This window comes from Sphaerospermopsis kisseleviana CS-549 (assembly GCF_028329225.1).
GTDB lineage: Bacteria > Cyanobacteriota > Cyanobacteriia > Cyanobacteriales > Nostocaceae > Sphaerospermopsis > Sphaerospermopsis kisseleviana.
In genome coordinates, this window is sequence record NZ_JAQMTI010000325.1 from 1 (window position 1) to 16,500 (window position 16,500).

Annotated in this window: 15 protein-coding genes; 9 read left to right on the plus strand and 6 right to left on the minus strand. The window is 36.6% G+C overall.

Annotated elements, in window-relative coordinates:
• Positions 1 to 315: 315 nt before the first annotated feature.
• Positions 316 to 555 (minus strand): hypothetical protein, encoded by a 240-nt coding sequence (locus PN497_RS25110; protein WP_096569744.1) that lies wholly within the window; start codon positions 553 to 555, stop codon positions 316 to 318.
• A gap of 578 nt (positions 556 to 1,133) precedes the next feature.
• Here PN497_RS25110 and PN497_RS25115 point away from each other — a divergent pair.
• Positions 1,134 to 2,573 (plus strand): TIGR03985 family CRISPR-associated protein, encoded by a 1,440-nt coding sequence (locus tag PN497_RS25115; RefSeq protein ID WP_272111031.1) that lies wholly within the window; start codon positions 1,134 to 1,136, stop codon positions 2,571 to 2,573.
• A gap of 617 nt (positions 2,574 to 3,190) precedes the next feature.
• Here the strand turns inward: PN497_RS25115 and PN497_RS25120 are convergent.
• Both PN497_RS25120 and psb32 read right to left on the minus strand, forming a co-directional pair.
• Entirely contained in the window at positions 3,191 to 4,441 is a 1,251-nt protein-coding gene (locus tag PN497_RS25120; RefSeq protein WP_096569748.1) for a glycosyltransferase family 4 protein, read from the minus strand.
• 155 nt (positions 4,442 to 4,596) lie between these two features.
• Positions 4,597 to 5,334, minus strand: a complete 738-nt coding sequence (psb32, locus tag PN497_RS25125) for a photosystem II repair protein Psb32 (protein WP_096569750.1) — start codon at positions 5,332 to 5,334, stop codon at positions 4,597 to 4,599.
• A 196-nt stretch (positions 5,335 to 5,530) separates the two neighbouring features.
• On the opposite strand from psb32, the gene surE reads away from it, so the two are divergent.
• Entirely contained in the window at positions 5,531 to 6,211 is a 681-nt protein-coding gene (gene surE, locus PN497_RS25130; RefSeq protein WP_096569753.1) for a 5'/3'-nucleotidase SurE, read from the plus strand.
• A gap of 45 nt (positions 6,212 to 6,256) precedes the next feature.
• On the opposite strand, the gene PN497_RS25135 is transcribed toward surE, so the two are convergent.
• A complete protein-coding gene (locus PN497_RS25135) occupies positions 6,257 to 6,571 on the minus strand; it encodes a hypothetical protein (protein WP_096572738.1) in 315 nt (104 codons plus the stop codon).
• Between the two features lie 32 nt (positions 6,572 to 6,603).
• Positions 6,604 to 6,819, minus strand: coding sequence for a HupE/UreJ family protein (locus PN497_RS25140; protein ID WP_409349346.1), 216 nt, complete (start codon positions 6,817 to 6,819; stop codon positions 6,604 to 6,606).
• 597 nt (positions 6,820 to 7,416) lie between these two features.
• Between PN497_RS25140 and PN497_RS25145 the strand changes: the two genes are divergently transcribed.
• The 7 genes from PN497_RS25145 (at position 7,417) to PN497_RS25175 (ending at position 12,470) form a co-directional block, all read left to right on the plus strand.
• A complete protein-coding gene (locus PN497_RS25145) occupies positions 7,417 to 7,761 on the plus strand; it encodes a translation initiation factor (RefSeq protein ID WP_096569755.1) in 345 nt (114 codons plus the stop codon).
• A gap of 136 nt (positions 7,762 to 7,897) precedes the next feature.
• Positions 7,898 to 8,062 carry a YqaE/Pmp3 family membrane protein gene (locus tag PN497_RS25150; protein WP_096572739.1) on the plus strand — a complete coding sequence of 55 codons (165 nt, stop codon included), beginning with the start codon at positions 7,898 to 7,900 and terminating at the stop codon, positions 8,060 to 8,062.
• A gap of 80 nt (positions 8,063 to 8,142) precedes the next feature.
• Entirely contained in the window at positions 8,143 to 8,793 is a 651-nt protein-coding gene (locus PN497_RS25155) for a methyltransferase family protein (RefSeq protein ID WP_096569757.1), read from the plus strand.
• An 82-nt stretch (positions 8,794 to 8,875) separates the two neighbouring features.
• Positions 8,876 to 9,283: a hypothetical protein gene (locus tag PN497_RS25160; RefSeq protein WP_096569759.1), complete on the plus strand. Its 408-nt coding sequence runs from the start codon at positions 8,876 to 8,878 to the stop codon at positions 9,281 to 9,283.
• A gap of 280 nt (positions 9,284 to 9,563) precedes the next feature.
• A complete protein-coding gene (locus PN497_RS25165) occupies positions 9,564 to 11,558 on the plus strand; it encodes a hypothetical protein (protein ID WP_272111036.1) in 1,995 nt (664 codons plus the stop codon).
• A 259-nt stretch (positions 11,559 to 11,817) separates the two neighbouring features.
• Positions 11,818 to 12,033: a hypothetical protein gene (locus PN497_RS25170; protein WP_096569763.1), complete on the plus strand. Its 216-nt coding sequence runs from the start codon at positions 11,818 to 11,820 to the stop codon at positions 12,031 to 12,033.
• Positions 12,034 to 12,050: 17 nt separating this feature from the next.
• Positions 12,051 to 12,470, plus strand: a complete 420-nt coding sequence (locus PN497_RS25175; protein WP_096569765.1) for a PIN domain-containing protein — start codon at positions 12,051 to 12,053, stop codon at positions 12,468 to 12,470.
• Positions 12,471 to 12,537: 67 nt separating this feature from the next.
• On the opposite strand, the gene nifJ is transcribed toward PN497_RS25175, so the two are convergent.
• Positions 12,538 to 16,116: a pyruvate:ferredoxin (flavodoxin) oxidoreductase gene (gene nifJ, locus PN497_RS25180; protein ID WP_096569767.1), complete on the minus strand. Its 3,579-nt coding sequence runs from the start codon at positions 16,114 to 16,116 to the stop codon at positions 12,538 to 12,540.
• Positions 16,117 to 16,500 lie beyond the last annotated feature (384 nt).

The window sequence follows — 16,500 nt, forward strand, 5'->3', positions numbered from 1 at the left end:
AAGACCACAGTAAGGGCGAAGCATTCGGATGATAGCCTTAGGTAAAAACCGAAGACCACAGTAAGGGCGAAGCATTCGGATGATAGCCTTAGGTAAAAACCGATAATTAATTGTCCGAATGCTTCGCCCCTACATTGTTGACGCGAAACCTAAATCAAAATGTGGTTTATTTACCTGAAAATAGCTTGATAGCTGAAAGCTGCTGTATATTGCAAATGTGTCAAAATCAAAGTAGAGATTTAATTGTTTCCGTAGCTTGGCGCAAACGCCCCTTGAAAGCTATTTGTAACAAGGTCTCCATGAGTGTAGGGTTTTTCATAACCAATTCCCCGCAAGGGGATGGAAACCCTTTCCAGCTACAGTTGTTTCTACATCTTCTTGTTTTTCATAACCAATTCCCCGCAAGGGGATGGAAACGATTGCGGCGAAATTTTTTGCGACTAGAAAATACGGTTTTTCATAACCAATTCCCCGCAAGGGGATGGAAACTCTCCGGCGAAATTTTTTGCCGCGATGAGGTGATCTAGTTTGTTTTTCACCATCAATTTCCCGCAAGGGGATGGAAACAAAACTTGGGGATAAAAAAAGATAGAATTACTAAAAAATGCGATCGCTTAGTTGTAATAAATTAGGACTTACGCAAGATGTGACTGAAAACCTTATTCTTGCGTAGGGGTAATTCATGAATTACCCCTACTTTCGTTCCCTGTTGCGTAAGTCCTGCGTAATTTAATCAGCTTTTGCAGTGCCAATACAAAAAATTGAACTTGCCAAAATAGACAATAAACAATAGACATCTCCAGAAAAGAAATTCTGGAACTTATTTATGGGGGCAGGGCGAAGCTTATGGGATATCTAGATGTCTGATTTTTTCGATAAATTATCGCCCTGTAAGGGCGAAGCATTTGGAAAATATCCTTTGGTGAATACCGATCATTAATCGCTCGAATGCTTCGCCCCTACTTCGCCCCCACAACTTATGACAAATTAATACATTCTATTGTGGAGATGTCTAATAAACAATGTACAATTGGAAATTATACTTACTGCAATTGGTTTTTTTGTCTCCTGGAAACAAGAGATTTTAAACACCCTCTTAAACAATTGTCAATTATCAATTATCAATTATCAATTTGAACAGCTTCCCCTATCCACCCACACCGCAAATATTACATTGGTTAGCAGCAGGACAACTAGCCAACCGTTTGCAGCGTTCAATTAGACTATGGGTAATATTAAATAAACTGTATGGGGAAGAAAACTGGACAACGGACTTAGCAAAAAAATTTACCTACGCACAATTACGCGATCGCCTATTTTCCTACTATCACCCCAAAAGCGAAAAACTCAACGCCGAACAAATAACCACCAAATGTCAGGACCCCACCTGCATCTGTCATCAAAGCGGATGGCAAATTATTCAAACTGCCAATAGCCACATTTGCCAAACCCAATGGCAACAAGAAATACAACAACTCACCGGCATCAGTTCCCAACAACTGCACCAACAACTACAACAACCCCCCTTTGCCACAGTTCATCGTTCCCTCAGAGATGATCTCAAACAGCTAACTCGTTTAGGATGGCTGCAAACAGTAGTCAAAGGAGAATATCAAACTCTCACCAAAACCGAACTCCCAGCACCAACAATTTCTGCAACAGCACAAACAACCTTTACCCAACTGTCCCTACCCCAAACCTGGGAACTACTGCACGTCTTAGAGTCCATATCCTTTGTGCAGCCAAACCTAGATATCATCATTCAAAACTTGTGGGAACAAATAGTAGATCATACCCATACATCCCCCACCATCCAAGAACCACAACAACGGATATTTCTGCATTTAGACTATATACTCTCCCCAGAAATGCAGGACCAAGTAGACAACTATCAAGAACAGTTAGAACAACTATGGCGTATACCTGCCGCTGGAGTAGTGCAGTTTGAATATTGGATCGCAGCTACAGCAAGCAAAGTACAAATAACCGTTTATCCTGTGTGTTTGCATTATCTCCGACGTGCCAAATATCTCAGCGCCTATGGTATAGATCCCCAAGGAAATATAACATGGCACAACTACCGACTGGACCGCATCGCCTCAGAAAAATTGCAAATTCTTCCCTGGGGAGATCCGGGTATACCCAAAGAATTAAAAGAAATGTGGCACAGTGGCAACTTACCCACCCCAGAATATGTAGAGACAGAATTAGAAAAAGCTTGGGGTTTCAACTTTTACCTACAACGGGAATTATTGATCATTCGTTTTCCCCCAGCATTTGCCCAATGGTATGTAGATAACACATTTCGCCATCATTCTTTCCAGCGTATTGCCTATGAAAAATTAGCAAATTTAATTACAGCAGACATTCCTGAAACCCAGCAGCAGCAAATATTAGATATTATCAAACACAGAAATAAACAAGATATTTATTATCAAGCTTGGATACGTACTGGGGATATTAATGTTTTGATGCGGTTACGAGACTGGCGGCCAAATGGAGAAGTAATAGCACCTTTGTCTATTCGTCAACGACTCAAAGAAGAAGCGATCAAAGAATTAGCTAATTATTAATTATTATATCAAGTCCGCTTACAGCAGTTTTCATGTCTTTAGACCACCGTAAGAGGTTGTTTGAAAAGTATTAGATAAAACCGATAATCTCTAGAAACCTAACCCCCCTTCCCCCCTTCCCTACAAGGGAATGGGGGTTTCAAAGCCTCTCCCCGCGTCGGGGAGAGGTTTGGAGAGGGGTTTATTTATACCAGGAATTACGCAAAAGGGAACGAAAGTAGGGGTAATTCATGAATTACCCCTACGCAAGAATAAGGTTTTTAGTCATAAGCTGTTGTGCATTTAATTTGTATAAGTGGAACAGGCATCTTGCCTGTTAAACAAGAGTTCAGAATATTAGGATTATACAATTTAGCTGTGTAACAGCTTATCTTGCGTAAGTCCTATAGTGATCCGATTTGATTCATGAATTTTTCGTAGAGGCAGGGAACAGGGAACGGGAAAGAAGGCTGTCAGTATTTATGGTGAGCGAAGCCGAACCATGTACGGAGTTCTGTTCAAAAATCAAATATTAGTCCTATATACATTAAAAACCTTTCAAACATCCTCTAAGGGCGAAGCATTCGGACAATTAATTATCGGTTTTTACCTAAGACTATCATCCGAATGCTTCGCCCCTACATTGTTGACGCGAAACCTGTCTTACCTAACATCCAATCTAAATGTTGTGGTAATAATGTTTGTAGATCATAATTATTAACTATTGTCTTGCGTGCAGCGGTACGAATAGAAATCATATCTGGAGAATTATCTAAAGCTGTATTCACCTTTTCGGCAATTTGTTGGGGAGAAAAGAAATTTACCAACAGTCCATTTTTACCATCTTTAATTACTTCCTTAACTGGTGGAGTATCAGAAGCTATTAACAAACATCCTGCGGACATTGCTTCTAACATTGACCAGGATAAAACAAAAGGAAAAGTTAAATAAATATGGGCTGAGGATGCTTGTAAAACTTGCAAATATTCAGTATAAGGAAGTAAACCAGTAAAGTGTAATCTGGTTAAATCTAAATCTAATTTTTCTAACATTAATTGTTTATAAGTTTTCCCATCAGGAAGATTTTTTCCATAGGCTACTCTATCTTCTCCCACAACTACAATATGACAGTTTGGGCGTTGTTGTTGAATTAATGCTACTGCTTCCATAAACTGAGGAAAACCGCGATAAGGTTCCATTCCTCTGGCTACATAAGTAATTAATTCTGAAACATGGGAAAGATCAAGATTAATTCGGGGTAAAACTAATTTAGTATCTGGCTTGGGTTGAAAGAAATTAGTATCAATTCCATCGTGACAAACAGTGATTTTTTGATGATATTCTAGGGGAAATTGTTGACGTTGCCAATTAGTAGGAGAAAGTCCGCGATCGCAATGGTATAAATCTAGTAAAATCGGTGAATTTTTGACTTTAATACGACACAAATCATCGGCATTTAATGGATCACTGGGATCAAAATCGGCATCAGAACCGCGAGCATGATAAAACCATTCAAAGAAACATAATAATTCTGCTTTCGGGAAAATTTCTTTCATAAATAATGTCGGACCCCAGCCAGAATGACCGTAAATTATATCGGGAATAAAACCCTGTGTTTTTAATTGTTCTGCAATGCGATATACAGCTTGTCCGGTGAGAATTGCATTTTCTAAATTGCGGATATAATGATGAGTTTGGGGTGCTGCTGTGCGGGAAGGTTCATAAATAGCTTTCAATACTCCTGGTATTGATCCTTCCTGACGATTTGTACCAAATACTACTTGATATTTATCATCTTTGGCTAAAGTTGTGGCCAGATGACGAAATTGGCCGGGAAAATTAGGATGTAAAAATAAAATACGTTTGGGATGTTGAGAAGTATTTTTCATGGTCAACTGTGTACAAAATCGTAAAGTAAAAAATTCGTAAGGATTCAGGATACAGAATACAGTTGCTACAAACAAATATTCTGACTCCTGACTCCTGACTCCTGACTCCTTGATCTCCTGACTCCTTACAAAAATTCTACCTATTCCCTCATTATTTACCCCTGATTGGAAGGCTGATTGATTTGGTATAAATAATAAGTTGCCATGGGAATGACAGTAGCTGCAATTAACAATCCTACTACCCAAGCAGTAGCATTACCTTTGTTTTTGTCGGTTTCTTCCGCATTGCTAAATGTGCTTTCTACCTGTACAGTTTCTTTTTCTGCTGGTGGACCAGGATCAGGTTTACCAGAAAGGACTGCTACTAGGCGATCGCGCACATCCAAAAATCCTTGATTATATTTATTACCATCCCGTAATGCTGACCCTAGTGTTTCTTCTGTGACACTATTAGCGATCTCATCAGTCAAGAGAGTTTTCACTTGATCCCCGCTGACAATAGTTGCACCATTGGTTAGAGTATCAACGATCACAATCGCTTGGTTAGCTTGTGCTTCTGGTGTAGGAAACCATTTTGTAAATAGTCCTTTCGCAAAACTTTCCGGTGTTTCCCCATAGTCGAAACGGTGAATGGTAACAATTCTCACCTCATTACCTGTTGCTTTAGCCAAGTCTTTAAAAGCACCGCTGATTTGACCTTCATTAAAACGGCTAAGAACATCACCTTCATCTACAATCCAGGTATCTGCTGTCAGGTTGGGTATTTGATATACTCCAGTAGCAAAAGCAGGTGTCACAAAAACAGAAATAGCCATCATCATCACCAATACAGGTACAATGAGACGGGTAAGGTATGAATGACCACTAAATAATTGCTTGAGTAGCTGTTTCATGAAATGAATCCTAAAATACTCTTGCAATCAAAATACTACATAATCTAGGTCAAAAGCATCTGATTTGAGGATAATTCCTGGATGGTAAAATTACCAGGATTTATTTCAGGATTTATTTCAGGATTTATTTCAGGATTTATTTCAGGATTTATTGGTCGAATCAATCTAAACTCTAAAATCTAAACTCTAAAATCTCATGACAATCATCTTAACTAACGACGACGGTATCGACGCACCAGGTATTCAAGCTTTGCTGAAAGCGGTAAATGACAAAGATGTAATTATCGCTGCACCAGCAACACATCAGTCTGGTTGTGGACATCAGGTGACGACAACTGAACCGATTAAATTAGAACGTCGTTCTGATTTTGAATATGCTATTGCTGGTACTCCTGCTGATTGTGTGAGAATTGCCATAACACAAATTCGTCAAGATGTCAAGTTTGTGCTTTCAGGAATTAATGCTGGTGGTAATTTGGGAGTGGATGCGTACATTTCTGGAACTGTTGCTGCGGTGAGAGAAGCTGCAATGCACGGTATTCCTGGTGTGGCGATTTCTCATTATCGCAAAGCTAAACTCAATTATAATTGGGATTTAGCTGCTAAATGGACATCAGTAATATTAGCAGATTTACTGAAAAAGCCTTTAGCACCTGGTAGCTTTTGGAATGTGAATTTACCCCATCTACTACCGGGAGATGGTGATCCTCAAGTTGTTTTTTGTCTACCCTGTACCAAACCTTTACCTGTAAATTATCGAGTAGAGGGTGATAATTTTTATTATGTTGGTGAATATGGTAAACGCGATCGCACTCCTGGTAGTGATGTAGATGTATGTTTTGCTGGCAATATTGCAATTACTCAATTAAAGGTTTGATCATGCCAATTTTGGATTTTGGATTTGGGAATAAGCTGGGGTAGTTCATATTTCTTCATCTACACTTTGCAGCAAAAACACAATGTTATCTACAGATTTTGTCAGTTGATTGATTTCTTGTAATGAATCTTTTTGTGTTTCAGCGAGACTTTGTACAGCATCACACAAGGCAAAAATTTGATATCCTTGCTGCTGTAATTGTTTTCCCTGTGATTCTACTTGTACGATCAAAGCATCTACTCTTTGAGCTAAACGCTCAATAGTATTGGTAGTAGAAAGCACAGCTTCACCGATTTGCTCAACAATAGATTCTAAAGATTCTAAGCGGTTTGTTTTAGTTTCTATTTCTGCGTATATCATTTCTAGAGCACCCCAATTTTGAAAAATCATTATCAGATAATAGAGAACAAGGCGATCGCTATTTCTATACCTGGGGCTATACTTGGTAGATTTAATGAAGCTAAATGTATTATTTGTTCAAATAAAGCAGCAAATACAAAAGCTAAACCGATCCAAGCACCACCTACAAACCTAGCAGAAAGTAAACCAACAGCAACAATACTAGCTAATTGATCCAACTCAATCACTAGATCAGCGATACCCCAAATAAAACCTTCTCAACAGTTAGAAATAGTGTGCTTCATAAGTGATCCTCCGGATGAAGTGATCAGACTGATAAGAATTAAAGCAGCGATCGCACCTATGAGACGATACGGTTTAGAAGTAGGTACGTAATTAGTACCATCAGATACATATAATCTAGTTTTGAACATAGTGATGATAGATCAGATTATTCTTATTGGTTGTTTATATTACCCCAATCTTGACAAAAAATATCATAATTTAGGAGCATTCCAGAAATAACCTTGGATAAAAATTTATCATTAGTCGCCAGAAAGCTGATGCTTCCAGCACGCTTCGCGAACACCCGTACAAGAGTCAGGAGTCAGGAGTTAGGAGTGAGAATATTTTACTTAGAGAATGCTGTATGAGAATCTTCTAAATACTACAGGACTTACGCAAAACAGAACGAAAGTAGGGGTAATTCATGAATTACCCCTACATCAGAACCAGGTTTTTAGTCCAATATTGCCTAAGTCCTATATTAGTCAGTAATTAGTGAACAGTAATTGGTTAAAATAGCAGTAGGAAAAAATTTGAGTCTACTTGAGATTATTGCTGGATTGAATTAAGAATTAAATTGTATGTCTTCCTCTAAATCAAAATCTGACAAACTTATAATTTACCAAGAATTTGGTAATGATAACTCACCTGCTTTAGAACGTCCAGTACAAGAACTACCCCCAAACCAACAAAATGTAAGGGTACAAGCAACCCGCGCAGGGAGGAAAGGAAAAACAGTCACGGTTATTACCGGGTTTCAAACCAAAGCAGAAACCTTAACCGCTTTATTGAAACAGTTAAAAACCCAATGCGGTACAGGGGGAACTGTGAAAGAGAACGAAATTGAAATTCAAGGAGATCATAAACAGAAGATTTTAGAGATTTTAGTTAAGTTAGGTTACAAAGCTAAAATCAGCGGTGGTTAATGTAGGTGTTACTTCTGGGTGTTACTTCTGGGTGTTAATTCTGGGTGTTAGTTCGGGTTACTGTATCTTTTCAGGAATGCGAGTTAGAGAAAGTGATGTTAATAATAGAGATGTGGACAATGAACAGGAGAGTATTATGAATGACTTAATTAGAATCGTAATAGCAATCTTTTTACCACCTTTGGGAGTATTTTTACAAGTTGGTTTTGGCAAAGATTTTTGGATTAATTTACTGTTAACAATTTTTGGTTTTTACATTTTGGGTATTGTTCACGCAGTTTGGGTAATTGCGAAGAAGTAATTATGGCAGAGGGATAGGCGATATTTTCCTATCTCTCTATTTATTTAAACACTTGAAAAATTCTCACAAAAAGCCAGAATATGAAGGTAAAATATCCTATTAATTTTCACAAAGGTCTAACTTTTTTTATAGTGTTAGGACTAATGTTTTTCTACCATAACTTTACTATTGGAGCTTGGGTTTATCTTGCCCTTCATGGTACTTATGGTTTTCTTTGGTTACTAAAAGATCGTATTTTCCCAGATAAACAATGGGAACAAGAAATTCCCAATTTGATGGGAATTATTACCTTTATACTACTTGGCTTATATTGGGTAGCACCATTTATTCTTATTAGCAGTGGTACTGTTCCACCTTTACCGTTAGTAACTGCGGCTATTTCTTTAAATATTGTGGGAGTGTTTTTACACTTTGCTAGTGATGCTCAAAAATACTATACACTCAAATACAAAACTGGACTAATTACAGAAGGTTTCTTTGCTAGATGTCGTAATACTAATTACTTGGGAGAAGTCTTGATTTATCTAGCATTTGCCATGTTAGCACAGCATTGGCTACCTTTTTTAATTCTGGGGTTATTTATAGCCATGATATTTGTTCCCAATATGCGGAAAAAAGATCAATCTTTGTCTCGATATCCTGAGTTTGAAGAATATAAAGAAAGTTCTGGTTTGCTGTTTCCTAAACTATTTATTTCCAGGAATCTCAATAAAGAAGAAACAACAGCTTAAAGCGAAATTGATTTGCTATAGAGTGAATCCATAAATATAGACAAATATAGACTTTTTACCTGTTTTCCAGGGGGAGAGTTTTATGAATTATAAAGCAATAACATTAGCGGCAATTTTGGGGATTTCTACACCTGCAATTATAGATGTAGCAATGCCTCAACCTGCGCTGGCACAAAAATTTAATTATCCCAAGGGACATTTTGCTGATAAAGACTGGGAAGTAAGTTTGTCTTTTGATAATAATGTCTATTACTATTATGGAGAAAATCGCCGTAATCGTAATTCCAACATTAATCTATCTGGTGCTGTAACTTCAGGTACTAATGATCGGCAAGTTTATACTGGGAATAATAATGGTATGAAATATCGAGTAACTTGGCGACCTAGTGATCCTAATTTTATTCGGTTAGAGGTGGTTAATCCTGGTGGGAAGGTGATTTTAAATCGCATACTTCAGGCTATTAACTATGATGATGCGATCTCTCCATAGATTAAGTTTGGGTTTGATGATATTGGGTAATTGGTGAGAACTAATTACCTGTTTTTATTGGTGTTAATAAAAATCACTGTTATTAATTATATTTAAATATACATAAATACTCAATTAATGAGTATATACATTTTAAACCCATATCATTATACTTACTGATGTGGGTTATATCTAAACAAGTTAATAATTTGACAAGATGATAGGTTTTGTGTTAAGTTGACAACGAAAACAATTTAATCATTTAAAAATACTACCGTTTTGAATTTGAAGGTATTTAGGTATGAAGAGGATCAATAATTCATCTGACTTGTTTAGTCTTAACCGTCGGATGTTTTTAAATCTGCTGGTTTCTAGTGTTGGAGTTTATTTAACTAAAGATGTAATTTTTCCAGAAATTGCGAGTGCGAATGATGATAGTTTCCAGGAAAAATATCATGTTTTTGTTCCTTATGATATTGCTAGAAGGGGTGGTATTCAAAACGTTACTTTGAGGTCTGGAGATTCTTATAAGTTAACAATCCCCCCAAGAATTATTGAAAATAACACCATTTCTATTCCTAAAATTGGGTTGCAAGGTAATGATGTTACTTTCATTTTTCATAGTTTATATGATCCCGATGTGAGAATAGCTGATAAGATTTATAAAGAAATAGACAATGCTGATTTTATTCGTAAAGATGCCACCAAATCCCAAGTAAAGGAAATTTATGAATTAGTTGAAGATAGTGAATATATAAAAGATACTATTTCTCTGGATTTATTGCAATATTTGGTAGCTTCATCTAACTTAGATGAACAAATTCGACAAAGGTATGAAATAGCTCATCAAACTTGTCTATTAAATATCATTGAAAAAGCGATTGAAACAGCACTAGCTAAATCTCAACTCTCTGAAGATGGAAAGAAAAGAATTAGAGGTACATATCAATATGTGAGAGCTTCAGAACCAGTGCCTGATTTTAGTTATCTAGAAGATTTAGAAGCTATTATTGCTGGTTCAGATATTCCTATGTCCATTAAAAATATCTATTCACTTGCAAGTGCTAAATCGAGAGCTTTTACTGTAGATGTAATTATTGTTAAATTAATTCAAGATAATCAATACTTAAGTTTGCAAAATAAAGAAACCTATTTACGAACTTACAAAGAAATTCGGGCTGGTCAAAAAATATCTGATCAAAATACTTTGCAACTTCTAAATTTATTTATTTTAGGTTCTAATATTTCATATAGTAGCAAAGTAGTTTATTTAATGGCACAGAATATCTTTGCGGAAAAGGATGCCGAATCTGCCAACAAAAACTTTGGTGGAGTTAAAAGTGTAGCTAATTTCGTTACTAAAGCAGGTAGCAATATTGTACCTATAGGTCAGGGAGTTCTCAATGTTTTAGGAGCACAAACAGCGACAGGTGTAGCTATTAGTAGTTTGAGTGGAGGAGCATCTACCACAGCAACTTTAGTATACTTAGGAGGAGGTTCTGTAGCTGCTGGTGGTTTGGGAATGCTAGGAGGTTTAGCAGTAGTTACTGGGGGAGCAGCTTTAATAGGTGCAGCTGGACTATTATCTGTTGCACTTGTGTCTCAAATGGATGCAGAAGATTATAAGAATTTAGGAATTGCTACAACAACAGGAACTTTAACTGGTGCAGGTGCGGTTCTCATTGCTTGGACTGCTGCTTCTATGTTGGAGGTAGCAGGTACGTTATCAGGAGCAGCTGCTATTACTACAATTATTTCAGCTTTAGGAGGACTAAGTGTTATTACAGGAGGTGCATCTTTAATAGCATTTGGTGCAGGTTTTGTAGTGTGGTCATTTCTCAAAGGACAAAAACATCGAGATGCAAATATACTACATCAACTGGAATCAAGATTGTATACTTTAACGGAAATTCCAGCTGATCCTGAGCTAAAAGATTTTATAGGGTTTCTTGACAAGGAATTAAATCAAGATTCTCATATAAAAGGATTTTTAATTGCTCCTAATATTCCTATAGATAAGCTATCCAATGCTATATCTAGCTATGCAGATTCACTACTTGAAGCTGATGAAAAAATATTAGCAATGAAAAATACTGGTTTTTGGAATGATGGGAAGGAAGGTATTATTTTAACTAACAAAAAACTAATTTGGAAAAATGGATGGTCAGAACCTGAATTTATTGCTTTTTATGCAATATCTGAATATCGAAAATTACCACAACTTGCTACAGATGAAGAAAATACATATTTTTATCAACTCGCACAAAAAATAGGTAAAAATTACAGTAATCTTTAAAATCTAGGTTGTAAATCTAGTTTTTGTAAATTTACCAAAAATATAATGTAGTGTGGGCAAAATGCCCACTTTTGATTAGTTATTGACAGTGATTCAACTTGCTAAGTAAACTTCCAAACTTGCATCATTCATGTGTGTTTCCGTGAAAAAATTCCTCAAATAACTGAAAGAATTTATAAAAGGCTTCTTTTTCATCATTGGAAGTTTATTAAAAAAAATATGTTATAATATACCCACATAAAATCAACATCACAAAACTATGAAAAAAATAGAAATTGAACTTGATCAAGCAACTTACGACAAAATAGAACAATTGACACAAACTCATCATTGTCAAGTTTCAGATTTAATCAAAGCCATGATTGAGCAACTAACTAAACCGGAAATAATCAATAATTCATTTATTGGTGAATGGTCTAATGATGCTGACTTAGTAGATAAAATGGTTGAAGATATTTTACAACATAGAAGTTAATACAAAATAATTGAGTTGTGAGAAAATCTTTAATTGATACAGATATAACCTCGGAAATTCGTAAAGGTAAAAATTCTAAAATAAACGCCAATGCTATTGCATACAGAGCAATATGGAAACATTATACAATTTCTGTGATTACTGTTTCCGAAATTATCAAGGGTTGGAGAAAACTAAATCGTAATGATCGCATTCAAGAATTTTTAGCGGATTTACCTGAAATGGAAATCCTACATTTAGACCAAAAAAGTGCAGAACTTTCAGGATTGATTCATGCTGATTTAGAAAGCAGTGGACAACCTATAGGATTAGCAGATGTATTAATAGCTTCTATCGCTATCCAAAACAATTTAATTTTAGTTACAGGTAACACTAAGCATTATCTGAAAATTCAAGCATTAGGTTATCCTTTAGTAATAGATAATTGGCGTAAATAAACAATTCTAATTAATAATTCGATAATAGGTAACAGGTAAAAACCCATTACCAATTACCTATTACCTATTACCTATTAGCCAAATATTGATACATCTCCCAACGTGCATCAACTTCCGCTTGCGCTTGTGCTAACAATTGTTTAGCAATTTCCGGTTTACTCTTAATCAACATCTTAAACCGGTTCTCCTGATACATGGATTTTTCCACTGACTCAGAAGGTGCTTTCATATCCAATTGTAGGGGATTTTTACCTTCATTTTGCAATGCAGGATTATAACGATATAACAACCATCTACCAGAGTCAACTAAGGCTTTTTGTTGTTGTAAACCAGTGGTCATATCAATGCCGTGAGCAATACAATGACTATAGGCAATAATTAAGGATGGACCATCAAAAGCTTCCGCTTCTAAGAATGCTTTTAATGTGTGTTCATCTTTTGCACCTAAAGCGACGCTGGCCACATAAACATTACCGTAAGTCATGGCCATTAAACCTAAATCTTTCTTCGCTGCGGGTTTACCACTGGCGGCAAATTTAGCGACTGCTGCGGTAGGAGTTGCTTTGGAAGATTGACCACCTGTGTTAGAATAAACTTCTGTATCCATAACCAAGATATTGACATTTTTACCACTGGCTAAAACGTGATCAATTCCATGAAAGTCAATGTCATAAGCCCATCCATCACCACCTACTATCCACACACTTTTCTTGACTAAATAATCAGCAAGAGATGTGAGATTTTGGATTTTAGATTTGAGATTTTGGTCATTTTGAGATGCTGAAATTTCATCTAGTTTTTGTTTGAGAACTCCAACATTTTCCCGTTGTTCCCAAATATCTGCTTCGGTTTTTTGGGCATTTTTGAGGATATCATTTACCAAATTATCCCCAACTTCACTATTTAATTGTTGCAATAATTCGGCTGCAAATTCCGCTTGTTTATCAATAGATAAACGATAACCAAAACCAAATTCGGCGTTATCTTCAAATAAACTATTGGACCATGCTGGACCCCTTCCTTCTGCGTTTTGAGTCCAGGGAGTTGTGGGGAGGTTTCCACCATAAATAGAAGAACAACCGGTAGCGTTAGCAATGAGTGAGCGATCGCCAAATAATTGTGTTAATAATTTAAGATATGGCGTTTCTCCACATCCTGCACAAGCACCAGAAAATTCAAACAATGGTTCTTGCAGTTGTTGTTGACGAATTTGATTTAATTTCAACTTTCTGCGATCGGGATTTGGTAAACTTAAAAAGAAATCCCAGTTTTCCCGTTCCTGTTCTCTCAAAGGTAACTGCGGACTCATGTTGATAGCTTTTTTGCTGGGTTCTGCTTTATTTTTCGCAGGACAAACATCCACACAAATACTGCAACCTGTACAGTCTTCTGGTGCAACTTGGATAGTAAATTTCTGACCAGCAAAACTTTTATCTTTTGCATTTGCTGACTTAAAACTTGCAGGTGCATTGACTAATTTATCCGCTTCATAAGCTTTCGCACGGATAGCAGCGTGGGGACAAACCATCACACATTTACCGCATTGAACGCAGATATCCTCATCCCAAACCGGAATTTCTTCTGCAACGTTGCGTTTTTCCCATTTTGCGGTTGCAGTGGGGAAAGTTCCATCTGCGGGTAAAGCACTTACAGGTAAGTCATCACCTTCCCACACCATAATTTTACCCAAAACTTGATCCACAAATTCTGGTTTGGTGATTGGTAATTGGTAATTGGTAATTGGTGATTGCTGATTTTTCTTACTACTTGTTGTAGCAGGAATTTTGATTGCGTGGAGATTTTCTAAAGTGTTATCAACAGCTTTTAAATTCATGTTGACAACATCTGCACCTTTTTTACCATAGGTCTTTTCAATCGCTTGTTTAATTTTAGCGATCGCTTCTTTTTCTGGCAATACCCCCGCTAATTTAAAGAAACACACCTGCATAATCGTGTTAATTCTTCTACCCATCCCGCTATTTTTCGCCACCTGACTAGCATCAATAGCATAAACTTTCAGGTTTTTATCAATAATTTGCTGTTGCACTTTTACAGGTAAATTTTTCCAAACTTCCTTCGCAGGATAGGGACTATTTAATAAAAATGTCGCTCCGGTGGCAGCATTTTTTAAGATATCAATTGTTTCAATGAAACCCCAATGATGACAACCGATAAAATTAGCTTGGTTGATGAGATACGTTGAGCGAATTTTCTCAGCACCAAACCGCAAATGAGAAACCGTCATTGAACCAGACTTTTTAGAATCATACACAAAATAACCTTGAGCATTATTTTCTGTACCTTCCCCAATAATTTTAATTGAGTTCTTATTTGCACCTACCGTACCATCAGAACCCAAACCATAGAACATTGCACGCACAACGCTATCTGGTTCAGTAGAAAACCCAGGATCAAAATTTACAGAAGTAAAAGTGACATCATCATTAATCCCAATAGTAAAATGATTCTTGGGTTTTGATTGACGGAGATGATCAAAAACCGCTTTTACCATTGCAGGGGTAAACTCTTTAGAAGATAACCCATATCTACCCCCGACAATTTTCGGGAAGGTGGTTTTTTTCCATCCTTCATGGATAGCTGTAACTACTTCTAAATATAAAGGTTCACCTGCGCTTCCTGGTTCTTTAGTTCTATCCAAAACCGCAATAGATTTGACACTATTAGGTAAAGCTTCGATAAATCTTCCCACATCAAAAGGTTGAAAAAGTCGAACTTTGATCACTCCCACTTTTTCACCTTGGTTATTCAGATAATCTACAGTTTCATGGACAGTTTCACAACCAGAACCCATGAGAATAATTACCCGGTCTGCTTTGGGATGTCCATGATATTCATATAATTTATAATATCGTCCTGTTTGTTCTCCAAACTTGTCCATAATCCTTTGAACAATATCAGGACAAGCATTATAATAAGGGTTTGCACCTTCACGAGATTGAAAATAAACATCGGGGTTTTGTGCTGTTCCTCTTAACACTGGTTTATCAGGAGTTAAACAGCGTTGACGATGTGCAGAAACTAATTCTAAAGGTACTAATTCCCGTAAAACTTCGTCAGATAATAACTCAATTTTTTGCACTTCATGGGAAGTTCTAAACCCATCAAAAAAGTGTAAAAAAGGAACTCTGGTTTCTAAAGTTGCAGCTTGAGAAATAAGTGCAAAATCATGACTTTCTTGTACAGAAGCAGAACATAAAAATGCAAAACCTGTACTTCTAGCAGCCATCACATCACTGTGATCACCGAAAATAGATAAAGCGTGGGTAGCTAAAGAACGTGCCGAAACATGAAGGACAAAACTGGTTAATTCTCCCGCAATTTTAAACAAATTGGGAATCATTAATAACAAACCTTGGGAAGCGGTGAAAGTTGTACTTAAAGCACCTGTTTGTAATGCACCATGTACCGCAGCAGCAGCACCACCTTCACTTTGCATTTGGGTGACATTGGGAATTGTACCCCATAAATTAGGTTTATTTTCTGCCATCCAAGCATCAGCCCATTCACCCATATTTGATGATGGTGTGATCGGATAAATTGCAATTACTTCATTTAATTTGTAAGCAACACGCGCAACCGCTTCATTACCATCAATTGCGGCATAAGATTTAGCTAATTTAGCCATGATTTTTCTTCCTGTGTCTTTTGTGGTTATTTCAAATTTACGCAGATCATCCTAAAATATAAGATTTGAAACTTGCTAAACTCAGGAAGTAATTTTGTTATATTTTCTACTTTTTTAAAGCTCACGCAGAGGCGCAGAGGCGCAAAGGAGGAGTTTTTTAAAAATATATGAAATTTGCTGTAATTACGAATTATTAATTATTGTAGCAGATGGTGAAAAATGAGGCTATTTGTATATTAATGATGTACTCAAGATGGGAAATGTTTGATTTGTTAAAGTTGACTGATTTTCAAGGGGTGGGGGTGCGGGTTTTTGGTAAAATCAGTTTGACGCTGTTGGGTTTTTGTGGGTATAATTAAATTATATTTTTCTGTGTTTTTACAT

Bases quoted from the DNA above. Each gene is read 5' to 3' on its own strand.
- PN497_RS25120 (WP_096569748.1), bottom strand. From the start codon at position 4,441: ATGAAAAATACTTCTCAACATCCCAAACGTATTTTATTTTTACATCCT.
- psb32 (WP_096569750.1), bottom strand. From the start codon at position 5,334: ATGAAACAGCTACTCAAGCAATTATTTAGTGGTCATTCATACCTTACC.
- surE (WP_096569753.1), top strand. From the start codon at position 5,531: ATGACAATCATCTTAACTAACGACGACGGTATCGACGCACCAGGTATT.
- PN497_RS25135 (WP_096572738.1), bottom strand. From the start codon at position 6,571: ATGATATACGCAGAAATAGAAACTAAAACAAACCGCTTAGAATCTTTA.
- PN497_RS25145 (WP_096569755.1), top strand. From the start codon at position 7,417: ATGTCTTCCTCTAAATCAAAATCTGACAAACTTATAATTTACCAAGAA.
- PN497_RS25150 (WP_096572739.1), top strand. From the start codon at position 7,898: ATGAATGACTTAATTAGAATCGTAATAGCAATCTTTTTACCACCTTTG.
- PN497_RS25155 (WP_096569757.1), top strand. From the start codon at position 8,143: ATGAAGGTAAAATATCCTATTAATTTTCACAAAGGTCTAACTTTTTTT.
- PN497_RS25160 (WP_096569759.1), top strand. From the start codon at position 8,876: ATGAATTATAAAGCAATAACATTAGCGGCAATTTTGGGGATTTCTACA.
- PN497_RS25165 (WP_272111036.1), top strand. From the start codon at position 9,564: ATGAAGAGGATCAATAATTCATCTGACTTGTTTAGTCTTAACCGTCGG.
- PN497_RS25170 (WP_096569763.1), top strand. From the start codon at position 11,818: ATGAAAAAAATAGAAATTGAACTTGATCAAGCAACTTACGACAAAATA.
- nifJ (WP_096569767.1), bottom strand. From the start codon at position 16,116: ATGGCTAAATTAGCTAAATCTTATGCCGCAATTGATGGTAATGAAGCG.